15 protein-coding genes are annotated in these 16,685 nt (G+C 64.1%); 6 read left to right on the forward strand and 9 right to left on the reverse strand.

All coding sequences use genetic code 11. From position 1 onward, the window contains the following. Positions 1–75: 75 nt before the first annotated feature. The 8 genes from glcF to cyoA all read right to left on the reverse strand — a co-directional run bounded on the left by glcF (position 76) and on the right by cyoA (position 9,085). A complete protein-coding gene (glcF, locus tag AAC645_RS12380) occupies positions 76–1,398 on the reverse strand; it encodes a glycolate oxidase subunit GlcF (protein WP_340316426.1) in 1,323 nt (440 codons plus the stop codon). Further along, positions 1,388–2,554, reverse strand: coding sequence for an FAD-binding protein (locus tag AAC645_RS12385; RefSeq protein ID WP_340316427.1), 1,167 nt, complete (start codon positions 2,552–2,554; stop codon positions 1,388–1,390). The genes glcF and AAC645_RS12385 overlap by 11 nt, the downstream gene beginning before the upstream one ends. Next, positions 2,554–4,047: an FAD-linked oxidase C-terminal domain-containing protein gene (locus tag AAC645_RS12390; protein ID WP_340316428.1), complete on the reverse strand. Its 1,494-nt coding sequence runs from the start codon at positions 4,045–4,047 to the stop codon at positions 2,554–2,556. The genes AAC645_RS12385 and AAC645_RS12390 overlap by 1 nt, the downstream gene beginning before the upstream one ends. 246 nt (positions 4,048–4,293) lie before the next feature. Next, entirely contained in the window at positions 4,294–4,827 is a 534-nt protein-coding gene (locus AAC645_RS12395) for a Ros/MucR family transcriptional regulator (RefSeq protein ID WP_340316429.1), read from the reverse strand. Between the two features lie 208 nt (positions 4,828–5,035). Beyond that, positions 5,036–5,440, reverse strand: a complete 405-nt coding sequence (cyoD, locus tag AAC645_RS12400) for a cytochrome o ubiquinol oxidase subunit IV (RefSeq protein ID WP_340316431.1) — start codon at positions 5,438–5,440, stop codon at positions 5,036–5,038. After that, positions 5,437–6,129, reverse strand: coding sequence for a cytochrome o ubiquinol oxidase subunit III (gene cyoC / locus AAC645_RS12405; RefSeq protein ID WP_340316433.1), 693 nt, complete (start codon positions 6,127–6,129; stop codon positions 5,437–5,439). The genes cyoD and cyoC overlap by 4 nt, the downstream gene beginning before the upstream one ends. Beyond that, positions 6,126–8,141 carry a cytochrome o ubiquinol oxidase subunit I gene (gene cyoB / locus AAC645_RS12410; protein WP_340316434.1) on the reverse strand — a complete coding sequence of 672 codons (2,016 nt, stop codon included), beginning with the start codon at positions 8,139–8,141 and terminating at the stop codon, positions 6,126–6,128. The genes cyoC and cyoB overlap by 4 nt, the downstream gene beginning before the upstream one ends. After that, a complete protein-coding gene (cyoA, locus tag AAC645_RS12415) occupies positions 8,138–9,085 on the reverse strand; it encodes a ubiquinol oxidase subunit II (RefSeq protein WP_340316435.1) in 948 nt (315 codons plus the stop codon). Before cyoA ends, cyoB begins: the two co-directional genes overlap by 4 nt. A gap of 321 nt (positions 9,086–9,406) precedes the next feature. Here cyoA and AAC645_RS12420 point away from each other — a divergent pair, with 321 nt between their 5' ends. Further along, positions 9,407–9,784, forward strand: coding sequence for a hypothetical protein (locus AAC645_RS12420; RefSeq protein WP_340316436.1), 378 nt, complete (start codon positions 9,407–9,409; stop codon positions 9,782–9,784). 52 nt (positions 9,785–9,836) lie between these two features. On the opposite strand, the gene AAC645_RS12425 is transcribed toward AAC645_RS12420, so the two are convergent. Further along, positions 9,837–10,883 carry a DUF7065 domain-containing protein gene (locus tag AAC645_RS12425; RefSeq protein WP_340316437.1) on the reverse strand — a complete coding sequence of 349 codons (1,047 nt, stop codon included), beginning with the start codon at positions 10,881–10,883 and terminating at the stop codon, positions 9,837–9,839. 142 nt (positions 10,884–11,025) lie between these two features. Between AAC645_RS12425 and AAC645_RS12430 the strand changes: the two genes are divergently transcribed. From AAC645_RS12430 to AAC645_RS12450, 5 genes are all read left to right on the forward strand, one after another. Next, positions 11,026–12,840 (forward strand): ABCB family ABC transporter ATP-binding protein/permease, encoded by a 1,815-nt coding sequence (locus tag AAC645_RS12430; RefSeq protein WP_340316439.1) that lies wholly within the window; start codon positions 11,026–11,028, stop codon positions 12,838–12,840. 150 nt (positions 12,841–12,990) lie between these two features. Further along, positions 12,991–14,760, forward strand: a complete 1,770-nt coding sequence (recQ, locus tag AAC645_RS12435) for a DNA helicase RecQ (RefSeq protein ID WP_340316440.1) — start codon at positions 12,991–12,993, stop codon at positions 14,758–14,760. An 11-nt stretch (positions 14,761–14,771) separates the two neighbouring features. Next, positions 14,772–15,191: a protein tyrosine phosphatase family protein gene (locus AAC645_RS12440; RefSeq protein WP_340316441.1), complete on the forward strand. Its 420-nt coding sequence runs from the start codon at positions 14,772–14,774 to the stop codon at positions 15,189–15,191. 66 nt (positions 15,192–15,257) lie between these two features. Continuing rightward, complete coding sequence (gene thyA, locus AAC645_RS12445; RefSeq protein ID WP_340316443.1) at positions 15,258–16,184, forward strand: thymidylate synthase; 927 nt, start codon at positions 15,258–15,260, stop codon at positions 16,182–16,184. Then, a complete protein-coding gene (locus tag AAC645_RS12450; protein ID WP_340316444.1) occupies positions 16,181–16,678 on the forward strand; it encodes a dihydrofolate reductase in 498 nt (165 codons plus the stop codon). Before thyA ends, AAC645_RS12450 begins: the two co-directional genes overlap by 4 nt. The last annotated feature ends 7 nt before the right edge of the window (positions 16,679–16,685 follow it).

Raw genomic sequence — 16,685 nt, forward strand, 5'->3', positions numbered from 1 at the left:
ATGCGTCAGCGAGAGCCAGAGCAAACGGGATTCTCGCGAAAGATCTATCGTTTGATTCACAAGCGCTAGGCGGGGCTATGTTGCAGCCCGACTGTCTTCCTGCACGATGTCCATCAAGCGCGTTGGCACAGGGCCGCCGGTGGCCCAGTCCAGCAGTTCCACGACATGGACGACCGGCGAAGCGATCCGAGCGGCGATTTGCATCTCGCAGCCGACATTTCCCGTAGCGACGACATCGGGTGCCAGCGCCTGTAACCGGTCCGCTTTTCTTTCCCCCAACTGCCCAGCTAGATCCGGTTGAAGGATGTTGTAGGTTCCAGCCGAGCCGCAGCACAGATGAGCTTCAGCCGGTATGCTGACGTCGAAGCCCGCGCCGCGTAGCAGGCTAAGGGCATGTTCGCCTGCCCGCTGACCGTGTTGGATCGAACAGGCCGCGTGATAAGCGACCTTCAGCGGCTTGACGCCAACCGGTGGCGGCAAACCGGTTGAGCGGAGTATCTCGCTGATGTCCTTCCCCAGCGAGGACACGCGGGCGGCCTTGGCGGCATAGGCAGAATCGCCGCGCAACATGAATCCATAGTCTTTTATCGTCGTCCCGCAGCCGGATGCGGTCACCACGATCGCATCGAGCGGATTTTTCTCCAGTTCGCGGGTCCAGGCGTCAACATTCCGCCGCGCCGCTTCCTGCCCCTCAGCTTCACGCCCCATATGATGGACAAGGGCGCCACAGCATCCCTCTCCCGACGCGAAGACCACGTCGTAACCGGCGCGATTCAACAAGCGGACCGCCGCCGCCCGGATCTCGGGGCGCAGCACCGGCTCTGCACAGCCCTGCATCAAGGCGACGCGCCCGCGCCGGTTCAGCGCGGGAGCCGGAACGGCTGAGGCGGCTCCCGGCAGCCTCGCCGGGGCCATGGCCACCATCGCCGCAAGCGGCTTCAGCCGCGTAAACCGACGCATTGCCGGCAAGAACGGCCTCCCCAATCGTGCCAGCCTGATCGCCAGTCGGAATCGGCGAGGATGCGGAAGCACCGCGGCCAATAAAGCGCGATACAGGCGGTCCAGCAGCGGGCGGCGATATCGTGCCTCGATATAAGCGCGGGCATGATCGACGAGGTGCATGTAATTCACGCCGGAGGGGCATGTCGTCATGCAGGCGAGGCAGGACAGGCAGCGGTCGACATGCTTGACCACCTGCGGCGTCGGCACCGCCTCCGTCTCCAGCATGTTCTGGATCAGGTAAATTCGCCCGCGGGGGCTATCGAGTTCGTCGCCGAGCAGCACATAGGTCGGGCAAGTCGCCGTGCAGAAGCCGCAATGGACACATTTGCGGATCACCGCTTCGGCGACGGCAGTCGCCGGATCGGCAAGCTGTTCGGCGGTGAAGTCAGTGCGCATCGTAGCTGTCCAGAAAGCGGCCGGTCTCGAATATACCCGCCGGATCGAATGCTCGGCGAACCCGGGCTTCGAGCGCGGCAACGCCTGGCGTGCGAGGATGCTGCAGCGGCAGCGCGTTACGCATGGCGTCGGGCGCACGGATCAGCATGGCGTGACCGCCGGCCGCCTCCGCAACCTGCCGCACCAGACCCGGATCGCCGTCGAAGCCCAGCCACACGAGGCCGCCGGCCCAATCGAACAGCCAGTTGGCGCCGAGGGGCGCGAAGTGATCGACCAGTGCGGGACCACTTGATGGCGGTACATTGATCTTCCACAGCAGCGGCGCGTCGCGCAATGGGCGTACCTCGCGGATCGCCGTCCAACACACCGCCGCTTCCTCCTCTGGCAGCGCGAAGAGACGGCCATGATCGCGCAGCACATCCGGAAGCGCAGTGCAGCGCGCTTCAACCGAGGGAGCAAAGCCCTGCACACGGAACAACGTCAGCGCCGTGACGCCCGGGCCAACGGGCAAGTGGGCAGCCGCACCGATTTCGGCGGAGCTACCCATGGCGCAAGCCATTGCCCCCTGTGCGGCGCGATGATCCAGACCGGCGATGGCCATGGTCACGACGACGGGTGGCCGGGGCAGCACCTTCAGGGTTATTTCGGTGAGCGCCGCCAGGCGGCCCCAACTGCCGGCGACGAGCTTGGGGAGATCGTAGCCGGTGACATTCTTGACCACCTTGCCGCCGCCGACGAAGCGCTCGCCGCGCCCCGAAACCGCTGTGAAGCCGAGTAAATGATCGCGCGCTCCGCCGCCGGTCAGCCGCCCGGAACCGCCAACGCCCGCCGCGATGACGCCGCCGATGGTCGCCTGTCCGGATGGTCCGCCAAGCAGCGGGCCATGATCGAAGGGGTCGAAGGCAAGCATCTGGTTCTCGCTTTCCACCAGGCGCTCGACCTCGGCGAGCGGTGTCCCGGCGCCGACGGTCAGGACCAGTTCGGGGGGATCATAATCGACGATGCCGCTGAAACTGCGCATGTCGATGACGTCTGCATCGCGAGCCGCGCCAAGCGAGGACTTGCTACCTCCGCCGCGTAATTCAACCTTGCGCCCGCCCGCGGCCGCTTCGGAAAACAACCCGGCAAGTTCATCGATGGTCGTCGGCCGCAACATCAGAAGCGGGGCAGATCGGGGAAGGGCAGCTTCCCGCCATGGATGTGCATTCGGCCGACCTCGGCGCAGCGGTGAAGGGTGGGGAAGACCTTGCCGGGGTTGAGCAGCAGTTCGGGATCGAACGCACATTTGACGCGCTGCTGATGGTCGAGGTCGGTCTGGCTGAACATGATAGGCATCAGGTCGCGTTTCTCGACGCCCACGCCATGCTCACCCGTCAGCACCCCGCCCACTTCCACGCACAGGCGGAGAATGTCGTTGCCGAAGTTTTCAGCACGCTCCGTGTCGCCCGACTTGTGCGCGTCATAAAGGATCAGCGGGTGGAGATTGCCATCTCCGGCGTGGAAGACATTGGCCACGGCAAGGCCGTGATGCTCGGCCATGCTGGATATGCGGCGTAGCACCTCTGGCAGGTGACGGCGCGGGATGGTGCCGTCCATGCAGTAAAAATCGGGCGCGATGCGGCCGACGGCGGGAAAGGCCGCCTTGCGGCCAGCCCAGAAAGCCAGCCGCTCGTCATCATCGTGCGATACGCGCAGTGAGACCGCGCCATGCGCGGTGGCGATGCGGGCGACCTCATCAATGAGGTAATCGCATTCGGCAACGGGGCCGTCCAATTCGACGATCAGCAGGGCGTCGACGTCGAGGGGATAGCCAACCTGTACAAAGGCCTCGGCGGCATGGATGGCCGGGCGATCCATCATTTCCATGCCCGCCGGGATGATGCCCGCGGCTATGATATCGGCGACGCACTGCCCCGCGCTTTCCACCGTCGCGAACCCCACGAGCAGGGCGCGTGCGGTCTGCGGGCGGGGCAGGATCCGGACGGTCACTTCGGTGACGACGCCGAGCAGCCCTTCGGAACCCACCACGACGCCTAGTAGATCGAGCCCTGCCGGATCGAGATAGCGGCCGCCGAGCCGAAGCACCTCGCCCTCCATGGTGACCATTTCGACGGCGAGGACGTTGTTGGTGGTCAGTCCATATTTGAGGCAGTGCACGCCCCCGGAGTTCTCGGCTACATTGCCGCCGATCGTGCAGGCGATCTGGCTCGATGGATCGGGCGCATAGTAAAAGCCACTTGCCTCGACAGCACGGGTGATTGCCAGATTCGTGACACCCGGCTGGACGATGGCCAGCCGGTCTTCATAGCTGATGTCGATGATGCGGCTGAACTTCGACATGCCGAGCAGCACGGCATCGGCCAGCGGCAGCGCGCCGCCTGACAGCGACGTCCCCGCGCCGCGCGGCACGACCTTGACGCCATGAGCGTGGCACCAGCGCAGGATTGCCGAAACCTGCTCGACCGTCTCGGGAAGGACGACCACCATGGGTGGCTGACGATAGATGGACAGTCCGTCGCTTTCATAGGGACGAAGTTCCGCCGCGTCCTCGATCACGCCTTCGCCGGGCACAATCGCGCGAAGTGCGGCGATGATGTCGTCGCGCCGCGCAAGTGTTTCGGCATCCGGGACTGGCATTACGAGCGACACAGGGTGATATCCCGCGAAGGAGGAGCCACGCGCTAGCTGCGGCAAGGGCTGTCCGCCAGCCGACCAGAAGATTAGATGTTCACCGCGCCAACGTCCAGAACCATCCACGCGCGACAAAGGACCCAAGGCCGCACGCGGATGAAGCTGCGATCACGTCATCTGCGCCGGCGCGTAAAACGACAGCACTGAGCGCCGTTTCAGAATGTACGGCGAACTGGGGCGACTGCTAGCCACCCCAGCCGTCGATCAAGCTTCGGCCTTGCGCGCTCTCGGCTTGCGGGTTTTCGGCGCCGGTGCGGCGGCGGCGGCTGCAGCCGCTTTGCGTGCCGCTGCAGCTTTCGGGGCTGGAGCTGCCTTGGGCGAAGCTACAGGTTCCGGAGCAGGTGCCGCTTTTCGTTTCTGGCCCAGACCGATCTTGAGCGCCAGCTCCTTACGCTGATTTGCGTAATTCGGCGCCACCATCGGGTAATCGGCCGGAAGGTTCCACTTCGCCCGATACTCACCAGGCGTCATTTGATAATGCGTCATCAAATGGCGCTTGAGCATCTTGAGCTTCTTGCCGTCTTCCAGACAGACTATGTAGTCGGGCTTGATGGAAGCACGGATAGACACTGCCGGCTCTTGCTTCACTTCGGGTTCCGGAACCGGTGCACCCAGTCCAGACAAGGCGCCATGCACGCTCTTGATAAGCGTCGGCACATCGTTCGCTGCCACCGTGTTGGATGAAAGGTGGGCAGCCACGATCTCGGCGGTCAGTTCAAGCAGGTTATCGTCAGACATCAAAAAACTCCATTAGGAACGCCGCTCTATAATGCGGTGCAGGGAAAACACCAACTTCGACTTCACCTTTGCATCGAATAAAGCGAGCGCATCGCCTAGCCGATGAATTGCAGGCATTCTACGCGAAATTTCCTACAACAAACAACTATATCTCACCAGCCTTATTCGAATTTGCGCTCGATGCCAACCGGATTGAAATATCAGGTTCCTATCGCTGCATCTGCATCATCTGATCCATTGGCATCATACGATGGTTGAGATGGTCCATGATCCAGATCGACCCGCCAACCACCAGTACGACGATGAATACGCCGAAGGCCAGTGCCAAGCTGTTATTGGTGTGCTCTGGCCCGCTGGTAATGTGGAGGAAGAACACGAGATGGACACCGATCTGCGCCACAGCCAACGCGATAAGCGCCGCTGGGATCGCCGGTTCCCAGACAAGGTCATAAGCGGCCGTGGCGAAACTCGCCCCGGTCAACGCGAGGGCGAGAGCCAGTCCAGCCACATAGATTCCCAGACCATGTGTTTCGCCTGACCCGTCGAGACGCTCATCGCCTGGCGCGGCATCGTCGCGCCTGTCGTCGAAACCGGGCTCGCCGGGCTCTGTCACATGCCTGCTCCCAATAGATAGACGATCGTGAACAGCGCGACCCAGATGATGTCGAGCGCATGCCAGAATAGATTGAAGCACAGCAATCGCCGCATGATATGCGGCCGGAAACCTTTGACCCAGATCTGCGCCATCATCGTCAGCAACCACAGTCCGCCGAGAGTCACGTGCAGGCCGTGACAGCCAACCAGCGCGAAGAAGGCTGAGAGGAAGGCGCTGCGACCGGGGCCGGCCCCCTGCAAAACCATCCCGACAAACTCCATCACCTCGAGAGTGACGAAGGCGAGACCGAGCAACCCGGTAATGAGTAGCCACAATTGGACCTGAAGTTGATTCCGGCGCGTGGCGGCGACATAGCTCAGGCCGCAGGTGAAGCTGCTTGCCAGCAGGCAACCGGTCTGAATCGCCACGCGCTGAAGATCGAACAGATCGCGCCCGCTGGGTCCGCCGGCGGTCGATCCGGCGAGCACCGCATAGGCGGCGAAGAAGGCCGCGAACATGACGATGTCCGACAGCAGGAAGATCCAGAATCCATAGCCGACGATGACACGCTTGGGTGCCGGACCGCCCTCGCCATGACCGCGCGCGCCACGATCGCCATTACTGTGCCGGTCATGCCCGATGCGATATGGATCGCGTTGTGAGCTCGACGGCGGGATATCGGAGGGTGTCGTCGCGGCAGTGCTCATGCCGGCCGCCCCAACATCGCCAACCACTCCGCATTGCGGGCGGCGCGGCGGGCGCGGTCGACGCGCGCGACCTCCTCCACCGGCACCTCATATTCATCATGGTCGCGCCACGCAAAGACGACGAAGGTCGCATAGGCGCCGATGAAACCCAGCGCCACCATCCACCAGATATGCCAGATCAATGCGAAGCCCATGAAGCTGGCGAAGAAGGCGGTGACGAAGCCGGTAGGGCTGTTGCGCGGCATCTTGATCGGCTGATAGTCGGGCTCGTCCGGGAGGCGCTGCTGCGCGATCGCCGCCTGCTTGATGCCCCAATAGGCCTCCTCATTGTGCACATCGTATAGTATCGGGAAGTTGAAGCTCGGCGGCGGCGACGGCGTCGCCCATTCGAGGCTCCGTCCGTCCCAGGGATCGCCAGTGACGTCGCGCAGCCGATCGCGCATCCGGATGCTGACGACGAGTTGGACGATCTGCGACGCCGCACCGAGCGCGATGACGATCGTGCCCAGTCCGGCCATCATCACCCACTTGTCCCATGCGGGATTGTCGATGTGCTGCAGCCGGCGCGTCATCCCCTCGAGGCCTGCGGCATATAGCGGCATGAACGTAGCGAAGAAGCCGGTGATCGTCAGCCAGAACGCCGTCTTGCCCCAACCTTCATGAAGACGGAATCCGAACGCCTTGGGGAACCAATATTCATAGCCGGCAAAGGCGCCGAACAATACACCGCCGATGATGACATTGTGGAAATGAGCGACAAGAAACATCGAGTTGTGCAGCACGAAGTCAGCCGGTGGAACCGCAAGCAACACACCGGTCATCCCGCCGACGATAAAGGTGCCGACAAACCCAAGTGCCCACAGCATCGGCACCTGGAAGTGCACGCGCCCGCCATACATGGTGAACAGCCAGTTGTAGATCTTCACCCCGGTCCCGACCGCGATGATCGAGGTTGCGATCCCGAAGAAGCCGTTGACGTCGGCATCTGCGCCCATGGTGAAGAAATGATGCGCCCAGACGAAGAAGGAGACGATACAGATAAACATCGTCGCCATCACCATCGAGCGGTATCCGAACAGCGGCTTGCGAGAAAAGGTCGAGAATATCTCCGAGAAGATGCCGAATGCCGGCAGGATCAGAATATAGACTTCCGGATGGCCCCAGGCCCAGATCAGGTTCACGAACATCATCGGGTTGCCGCCCGCCTCGTTCGTGAAGAAGTGGAAGCCAGCATAGCGATCGAGCGTCAGCATCGCCAGCGTCGCGGTGAGGATGGGGAAGGCCGCCACGATCAGGAGGCTGGACGCCATGCTGGTCCAGCAGAACATCGGCATGCGCATGTAGGACATGCCGGGCGCACGCATCTTCAGGATGGTGGTAACGAGGTTTATGCCAGTAATGAGCGTGCCTAAGCCCGCTATCTGCAGCGCCCATAGATAATAATCGACTCCGACCCCGGGGGAATAGGCAAGCTCCGACAAGGGTGGATAGGGCAGCCAGCCGGTGCGGGCGAACTCGCCGATTATCAGGCTGACGTTGACCAGCAAGGCGCCGGAAGCGGTCAACCAGAAGCCTACTGAATTGAGCGTCGGGAAGGCAACGTCACGCACGCCCAGCTGGAGCGGCACGACATAGTTCATCAGCCCGATCATGAACGGCATCGCGCCGAAGAAGATCATGATCGTGCCGTGGGCCGAGAATATTTGGTTGTAATGTTCAGGCGGCAGGTAGCCGAGCGCCCCGTTCGTCGCCAGCGACTGTTGCGACCGCATCATGATCGCGTCGGCAAAGCCGCGCACCAGCATCACCAGCGCGAGCAGGATATACATCACCCCAATCCGCTTATGGTCGACGCTGGTGATCCACTCGCGCCACAGATAGGGCCACCATCCCCTTCGCCAGGCGTAGAACAGCACTCCGACAATGCCGCCGCCAATCACCGCGGAGGCCATCAGCGGGATGGGCTGGTCCAGCGGGATCGCCGACCAGTCGAGCTTGCCGAACCAGTTCATCCTACATCCTCGGGCGAGACATCATGGTGCATAGGGGTGCGCCCGATGCGAGGACCTGACGATGGCGGAATCTTCTGCGTGGCAATCGCATCGAACAGCCCCGGCGCGACAGCACGATAGGTAAAGGGCCGGCGCTCCACGCTGTGCCGCGCCAGCCCCTCATAACTGCGCGGGTCGAGCACCGGCCCCGACGATTTCGTGCGTGCTATCCAGTTGGCGAACTGATCGGGGGGTACGGCGCGGGTGACGAAGTGCATGTCCGAGAAGCCGTCGCCGCTATACTGGGTGGACATGCCATAATAGTTACCGGGACGGTCGGCCTGCAGGTGGAGCTGCGAAACCATGCCGTTCATCGTATAGATCATGCTGCCAAGCTGGGGCACGAAGAAAGCGTTCATCACGCCGGCCGAGGTGAGCGAGAAGTGCACCGGCACGCCGGCCGGCACGACAAGCTCGTTGACGCTGGCGACGCCCTGCGCCGGATAGATGAACAGCCATTTCCAATCGAGCGAGACGACCTGCACCTCGACTGGCCTGCCGCCGGCACGCAGCGGGCGATAGGGATCGAGCTGGTGACTGCCGACCCAGATCACGCCCGACAGGAACAGGACCACCAGAATGGGGATCGACCAGACGACGAGTTCGACGCGGCCCGAATAGGCCCAGTCGGGCAAATATCGCGCCTTCTTGTTGCCCGCCCTGAACCACCATGCGAAGCCAAGCGTGGCGATGATCGTCGGAACCACGATCGCCAGCATGATTGCGAGACTATTGAGCAGGATCGTCCGCTCGGCCGCGCCCACCGGCCCCTGCGGATCCATCACGCCGCCGCAGCCTGTAAGCGCGACCGGCGCCAGCATGGCGAGCATCCTCGCCCTGCTGCCGAGCGTCACGAATTGCCCCCTGGCCTCGAACTTGCGCGCCCGCACCTTCGCGCCAGCCAACCAATCGATGCGAAGCCGGTCAAGTGGGCCAGATCAGGATCAGTCAACCGGATGGAGGCTGTAATAGACCTCGGCAGCATATCCGGCTTCCCGTCCGACGGAGGCTGAAGCGAACATCGCCGCTGGCAGCAGGGTCGTTAACGTTGGATTAGCGATTCCGATCCAATCGAATATCTCCCGCAGAGTCGCAGGAGCGGTCGGCGCGCTACTGCTGCCGGCGATCTTCGTTGGAGGGAAGGAAGGCTTCTTACATAGATCGTGCTGGCTTCGCCGGGTGCTGTGATAGAAAATGGCTGAAGAACGAAAGAGGAGAGCTCCCATATGGTCGACACATCGGAAAACCGTCGCGTTCCTACCTGGGGCAAACTGCTTGTGACCGTCGTGACGATCGGATTTTTGGCGCTGCAGATGTGGGGCCTGCTCAATCCCGCCGGCATCATGTCGAGATATACGTTCATGGAAGGCTTCACCGAGTTCAACAAGATGATGTTGGCCGATCCGCTCCTCACCGCCGGACTGTTGGACCTGCTATTCCTCGAACTTGTCTTCCTCGTGATCCTGCTGAACGGCATTCCTCGCGGCCCAGCCTACCCGTTCATCTTCGCTGCATTTGTCCTGGCGATGATCGTCTATCCGGCCCTTGGAGGACTGGCTTTTCTGATCCTGTACTGGCGACGTTTGGGTCAGTTCCGGCCATGACACTCCGGCGGCATCACGACTGGTGTCCGAGCGCAATCACCATGGCGTGGCATCACCTCCAGCGCCCGGACGGGCCGGGCTCCTGATCCTGGCGACGCGCGTGGGTATAGTCGCCCCATTGCACTTCCTGCGTGTCGCCCCAGCCGGTTGCGCCGTCCAGCGTCCATTCGGTCAGGCAGAGCCAGGCGAACATGTTGGGCCATCCGGTCCATGGCAGCGTCGCAGTGATCCTGCCGGTGATGCGATAGTCCCGCCCCCAGCGATCGGTGAATGACACTTCGTGGCTCAACGGCCTCAACGTCACCGGATCGCGTCGGGTGATCTTCGATGCGTTGGTGAGGCGGGACATCTCGTCGCCGATGCACAGCCAGCCATCATGGATCATCTCGTCGCGCGCGGTGTCGAACAGGCCCTTCCAGTCGGGATCGCGATCCGGATCGTCGAATGCGGCCAGGTTCCAGGAAAGCTTCTGCTCGGCGAATATGCCGGTCATCCAGGTGAACGGCGGCCCAGGCACCAGCGCCTCCGTCCGCAGCTGGCCCCAGGATCGATCGCGCATGCCACAGCCGTCGATGGCGTAGCTTTTGCCGCGCAACGTGACCGTGCCCTTGTTGTAGGTGGCCTGATCGAAGTGATTCTCGCTGCCGCGCATCACCGGGGGAGAGAAGGCGGTGACGGTGAGATCGAGCGCGTTGCCGCGGGCTGGATCGTCATAGGTGACGCGGATCTTCTTGAACGGCTCGATGATCTCCACATGCAGGCCGTTGGCGAAGCGCATGTCGCTGCCGTCGCCGAGATTGGCCGCGGACGCGAACGCCGGCACATCGAGCAACTCCGCCGAGACCATCGATGGCTTATGGCCACGCGCCACTCCGATGCCTGCCGTCACCACGCCAAGGTTGGGGTGAACCCAGATGTGGATCTGTGAATAGATGCGCTCTTCGGGGATGTACCAAAGATAGGCCCAGGTCTCGGTAAGGGTGTCGCCCGGAGTCGTGGCTTCGGGATGCAGCAACTCGTCCTTGTCGCTCCAGCGGCCAAAGCGGTTCGCAAGATCGCTGCCGCGATCCCCCGTCCAGAGTTCCTCTTTCTGGCTCATTTGCCATCCTCTTCCTACAGAGAATCGGTAGCTTACGCACGAGTTTTCCGCAATCGCCGATGATCGTGAAATCCCCCATAGGCAATGCCGGGCGCACGGGCTGACTTCCCCTATCGATCCGCCATCCCTATCTTGGCTGGCAATGCCGCCCGATCACGCCTCCGCCAGTGTCGCCAATCCCGAGCACGGCTTTGCCACGCTGCGGCGCTTCCTGCCCTATCTATGGCCAAAGGGAGAACCGGCGCTGCGCGCGCGCGTACTGATCGCGATGGTGCTGGTGCTGGCGTCGAAGGCGGTCGTGCTGCTGATGCCGTTCGCCTACAAGGCGGCGATCGACCGCATGGCGCCAGGGCTCGAGCCGGGTGTCGAAATCGCTGTCGCGCTCGTCGTCGCCTATGCCGGCGCGCGTTTCGGCGGCGTGCTGTTCGACAATCTTCGCAACGCGATCTTCGAGCTGGTCGGCCAGGATGCGGCGCGGCGGCTGTCACTCGAAGTGTTCTGGCAGTTGCACCGCCTGTCGCTGCGCTTTCATCTCGAACGCCGCACTGGTGCCCTCACCAAGATCGTCGAGCGTGGCACCAAGAGCATCGACACGATGCTCTATTTCCTGCTGTTCAACATCGGCCCTACCCTGTTCGAGCTGACCGCCGTCTGCCTGATCTTCTTCGTGAAGTTCGGCGCGGGGCTGGTCAGCGCGACGGTGCTGGCGATTGCCGGCTATATCGTCTTCACCCGCAAGGTCACCGAATGGCGCTCGAAGATGCGCCGCGAGATGGTCGAGCACGACACCCGTGCCGCCGCGCGCGCGGTCGATGCGCTGCTCAACTACGAAACCGTCAAATATTTCAACGCCGAGAAGCGCGAAGCGGACAATTACGGCGTCGCCATCGCAGCCTATGCGAAAGCCGCGACCAAGAACGAAGGCTCGCTGGCAGCCCTCAACATCGGCCAGTCGCTCATCACCAACCTGATGATGGCAGGCGCGATGGGCTACAGCGTCTATGGCTGGAGCCGCGGCTGGTTCTCGCCGGGCGACGTCGTGTTCGTGAACACGATGCTGAGCCAGCTGTTCCGCCCGCTCGACATGCTCGGCATGGTCTATCGCGAGATCCGCCAGGGCCTGATCGACATGGAAGCCATCTTCCGGCTGATCGACACGCCCGCCGAAGTGGTCGACGCGCCCGACGCGGTGCCGCTGAAGATAACGGGCGGCACGGTTCGCTTCGAGGACGTCCACTTCGCCTATGATCCGGAGCGCGAGATCCTGAAGGGCATCGACCTGGCGATCCGTCCCGGCGGCACGCTGGCGGTGGTCGGCCCGTCGGGCGCGGGCAAATCGACGCTCGCGCGGATCCTCTACCGTTTCTACGACATCAGTAGCGGCCGGGTAACGATCGATGGCCAGGACATCGCGAAGGTGACGCAGGCCTCCCTCCGCCATGCGATCGGCATCGTTCCGCAGGACACGGTGCTGTTCAACGACACCATCGGCTACAATATCGGCTATGGCCGCGACGGCGCCAGCCAGGCGGAGATCGAGGAAGCCGCACGCGGCGCCGCGATCCACGACTTCATCCTGTCGCTGCCGCAGGGCTACAATACCCGCGTCGGCGAGCGCGGGCTCAAGCTGTCTGGCGGCGAGAAGCAGCGCGTGGCGATCGCCCGCACCCTGCTGAAGAACCCGCCGCTGCTGATCCTCGATGAGGCGACCAGCGCGCTCGACAGCCGCACCGAAGCCGACATCCAGACCACATTGCGCGGCGTCGAGCAGGGCCGCACCACGATCGTCATCGCGCATCGCCTGTCGACGGTTGCGCATGCCGACGAGATCCTGGTGCTCGAAGCCGGCCGCATCGTCGAACGCGGCGGCCATGCCGAACTTCTGGCGCGTGACGGGCTGTACGCAGAGATGTGGATGCGCCAGGCCAGCGAGGCCGAGGAGCGCGAGGCCGCATAGCCGCGCCGTTTCTGGTGAAGACGGAGATGGACCGTCCTAACCGGCTCAAGCGCTGCATTTGCCGGAATGACATCTGGAAGGGCGATCAATATTGACGACTCCGCCGGCCTGGCGCTCGACACGATCTGATCTTCGGCTAGAAGACCCCACATGCCCACACCCTTGGAAGCCCTTCAGCGAACCTTCGGCTATGCCCAGTTCCGGGGCCGGCAGCAGGACGTGATCGATCGCGTCATGGCCGGGCAGAACTCGCTCGCGGTGATGCCGACCGGAGCGGGTAAGTCGCTGACCTACCAGATCCCGGCGCTGTGCCGCGAAGGCACCGGGCTGGTCGTTTCGCCGCTGATCGCGCTGATGCACGATCAGGTGCGCTCGGCCGAGGCCGCCGGCATACGCGCCGCCGCGCTCACCTCGGCCGACGACAATCGCGACGAGACGATCGACCGGCTGCGCGCCGGCGAACTCGACCTGCTCTATGTCGCCCCCGAACGCGTTTCGAGCGACGGCTTCCGCCGGCTGATCGGCCAGGTCCCGCTCGCCCTGATCGCGATCGACGAAGCCCATTGCGTCTCCGAATGGGGGCATGATTTCCGCCCCGACTACCGCCTGCTGCGCGGCCTGCTCGACATGCGCCCCGATGTCCCGCGCCTCGCGCTGACCGCGACCGCCGACAGCCATACCCGTGACGACATCCTGGCGCAGCTCGGCATCGAGCACGACGGGCTGATCCTGGCCGGTTTCGACCGCGCCAACCTGCGCTACGGCATCACCCCGCGCGATGGCGTGGGCAGGCAGCTCGCCCAGCTGCTCGACGACAATCCCGGGCCCGGGATCATCTATGCCCCTACCCGCGACGCAACCGAGAAGCTCGCCGCTCAGCTCGGCGGCAGCGGCCGGCCGACCCGCGCCTATCATGCCGGGCTCGATGCGCGGATCCGGGCTGCGAACCAGAAGGCGTTCGTCTCGTCGGAAGACATGGTGATGGTCGCCACGGTCGCGTTCGGCATGGGCATCGACAAGCCCGACGTCCGCTTCGTCGCCCATGCCGGCCTGCCCAAGTCGATCGAAGCCTATTATCAGGAGACCGGCCGCGCCGGCCGCGATGGCGATCCGGCGGTGACCCAGCTGTTCTGGGGCGCCGAGGATTTCGCCCGCGCTCGGCGGCGGATCGAGACAGACGTCGAGGAGAACCGTCGTTCGGGCGAGCGCCAGCGCCTCAACGCGATGGCGATGCTGGTCGAGGCGCCAGGCTGCCGCCGCGCGATCCTGCTAAGGCATTTCGGCGAGAACCCGCCGCCCGCCTGCGGCAATTGCGACAATTGCCTCAGTCCGCCGACCGGGGTCGACGCGAGCGTCGTCGCGCAGAAGCTGCTCTCCGCTGCCTTTCGCACCGAGATGCGCTACGGCGTCACCCATCTCGCCGACGTTCTGGCCGGACGCGAGACCGACAAGATACTGGGCCTCGGCCATCACCGCCTGTCGGTATTCGGCATCGCCGACGAGGCCGAGCAGAAGCTGATCAAGCCGGTGGCGCGCGCCCTGCTCGCCCGCGACGCGCTGCGCGCCGACGACTATGGCGGGTTGTCCTTCGGCCCGGCGGCAAAGTCGATCCTCAAGGGCGACGAGCCGCTGCAGCTGGTCCTTCCGCCCGAGCGGCAGCGCCGCCGCAAGGCCCGCGACGGCAAGCCGGATTATCCGCACGATCCGCTGTTCGAGGTGCTGAGGAGCTTGCGCCGCGATCTCGCCAAGGCCCAGGGCGTGCCGCCCTATGTCGTCTTCACCGACGTCACCCTGCGCGAGATGGCGGCGGCGAAGCCCGATTCGCTGGCTGGCCTCGCCCGGGTTTCGGGCGTAGGGGCGAAGAAACTGGAAACCTATGGCGATGCGTTCCTTGCCGCCATTCGGGACTATCGAGGCTGAGGAGAGAACCCATGTTCCGCAAGATCGACGACAGCATATCGGTAGCGGCCCAGATCGGCCCCGACGATGTCGCCGAGGCTGCCGCGCAGGGCTTCACCATGATCATCAACAACCGGCCTGAGCAGGAAGAGCCGGGCCAGCCGAGCGGCGACAACATCCGTGAGGCCGCGCGCACGGCCGGGCTCGCCTATGTCGCCATCCCGATCACGCCGGGCGGCTTCGCACCGAGCCAGATCGCGGCGATGCGCGAAGCGCTCGCCAAGGCCGAGGGCCCGGTGCTCGCCTTCTGCCGCTCGGGCACGCGCTCCACCTTCTGCTGGGCGCTGGCCCGGGGCGCCGAGGGCGAGGATGCGGACAGGCTGGCGTCGAAGGCGGCCGAAGCCGGCTATGACATCTCCCCGATCAAGCCGCTGCTCGGCCGCCAGGCATGACGATCCCGTCGCCGGCGGTGGCTGACAGCCTTGAAAGTCGGCGGCGGTAGCGGCTACCCCGTCCCCATGAGCGATCACCCCGAACAGCAATATCTCGATGCCATGGCGCGCGCCTGGTATGGCGGCGACGAGCGCACCGACCGCACCGGCGTCGGCACCCGCGCACTGTTCGGCGTGACGATGCGGTTCGACCTGTCTGACGGCACCGTGCCGCTGATCACCACCAAGCGGATATTCTGGAAGAGCGCGATCAAGGAGCTGATCTGGTTCCTGTCGGGCGATACCAACATCCGCCCGCTGGTCGGCCAGAACGTCCATATCTGGACCGACTGGCCGCTCGACAAATATCGCCGCGAAACCGGCGAGGCGATCGACCGCGACGCCTTCGAGCGACGCATCATCGAGGAACCGGAGTTCGCGGCGCGATGGGGCGATCTCGGCCCGGTCTACGGCAAGCAATGGGTCGACTGGCCGCGCTACACGCCGGCCGGCGGCGGCCTGTTCAGGCGCGACGACAAGGGCGTCAACCAGATCGCCGAGCTGGTCGAAATGATCCGCACCAACCCCGCCTCGCGCCGGCTGATCTTCACCGGCTGGAACGTCCCCGAGCTGGCCGAAATGGCGCTGCCGCCCTGCCACATGACCTATCAATATCATGTCGCCAACGGCCGGCTGTCGGGCATCCTGTACCAGCGCTCGTGCGACCTTGGGCTCGGCTTCCCGTTCAACATCTTCGAAGCGGCGGTGCTGATCCGGATGCTGGCGCAGCAGACCGATCTAGAGCCGGGCGAGCTGGTGTGGATGGGCGCCGACACCCATGTCTATTCCAATCACGCCCATCTGGTCGAGGAACAACTCTCGCGCCAGCCGCGCACCTTCCCGAAGCTGCGCTTCACGCGCAAGCCGTCGAGCATGTTCGCCTACGCCCCCGAGGATTTCGAGATCGAGGGCTATGATCCGCACCCGCACATCAAGGCCGAGGTGGCGGTGTGACGTCTCCGAAGAAACCGGAGATCGTCTTCGTCCTGGCCCGCGCTCGCAATGGCGTGATCGGGCGCGAGGGCAGCCTACCCTGGCGCCTGCCCGCCGATCTCAGGCACTTCAAGGCGCTGACCGAGGGCGCGCCGATGCTGATGGGCCGCAAGACCTTCGAAAGCCTGCCCGGCCTGCTGCCCGGCCGCCGCCACATAGTCCTGACGCGCGATACCGAATGGCAAGCCGAAGGTGCGGAGGTCTTCCATGACGTGGCGGGAGCGATAGCGGCAGCAGGCAGCGATCGGCTGTCGGTCGTCGGCGGCGCCGAAATCTATGCGCTGCTGCTGCCCCATGCCGACCGGATCGAACTGACCGAGATCGACGCCGCGCCCGATGGCGACACCGTCGTGCCGGCATTCGATCCGGCCGCCTGGCGGGAGACCGCGCGCGAGGATCACCCCGCCGCCGATGGTCGCCCCGGCTATAGTTTCATCACTTTGCGCCGCCGCTGATTGCGCC

It is taken from the genome of Rhizorhabdus argentea, assembly GCF_037861105.1.
In the GTDB taxonomy this organism is placed as follows: domain Bacteria; phylum Pseudomonadota; class Alphaproteobacteria; order Sphingomonadales; family Sphingomonadaceae; genus Rhizorhabdus; species Rhizorhabdus argentea.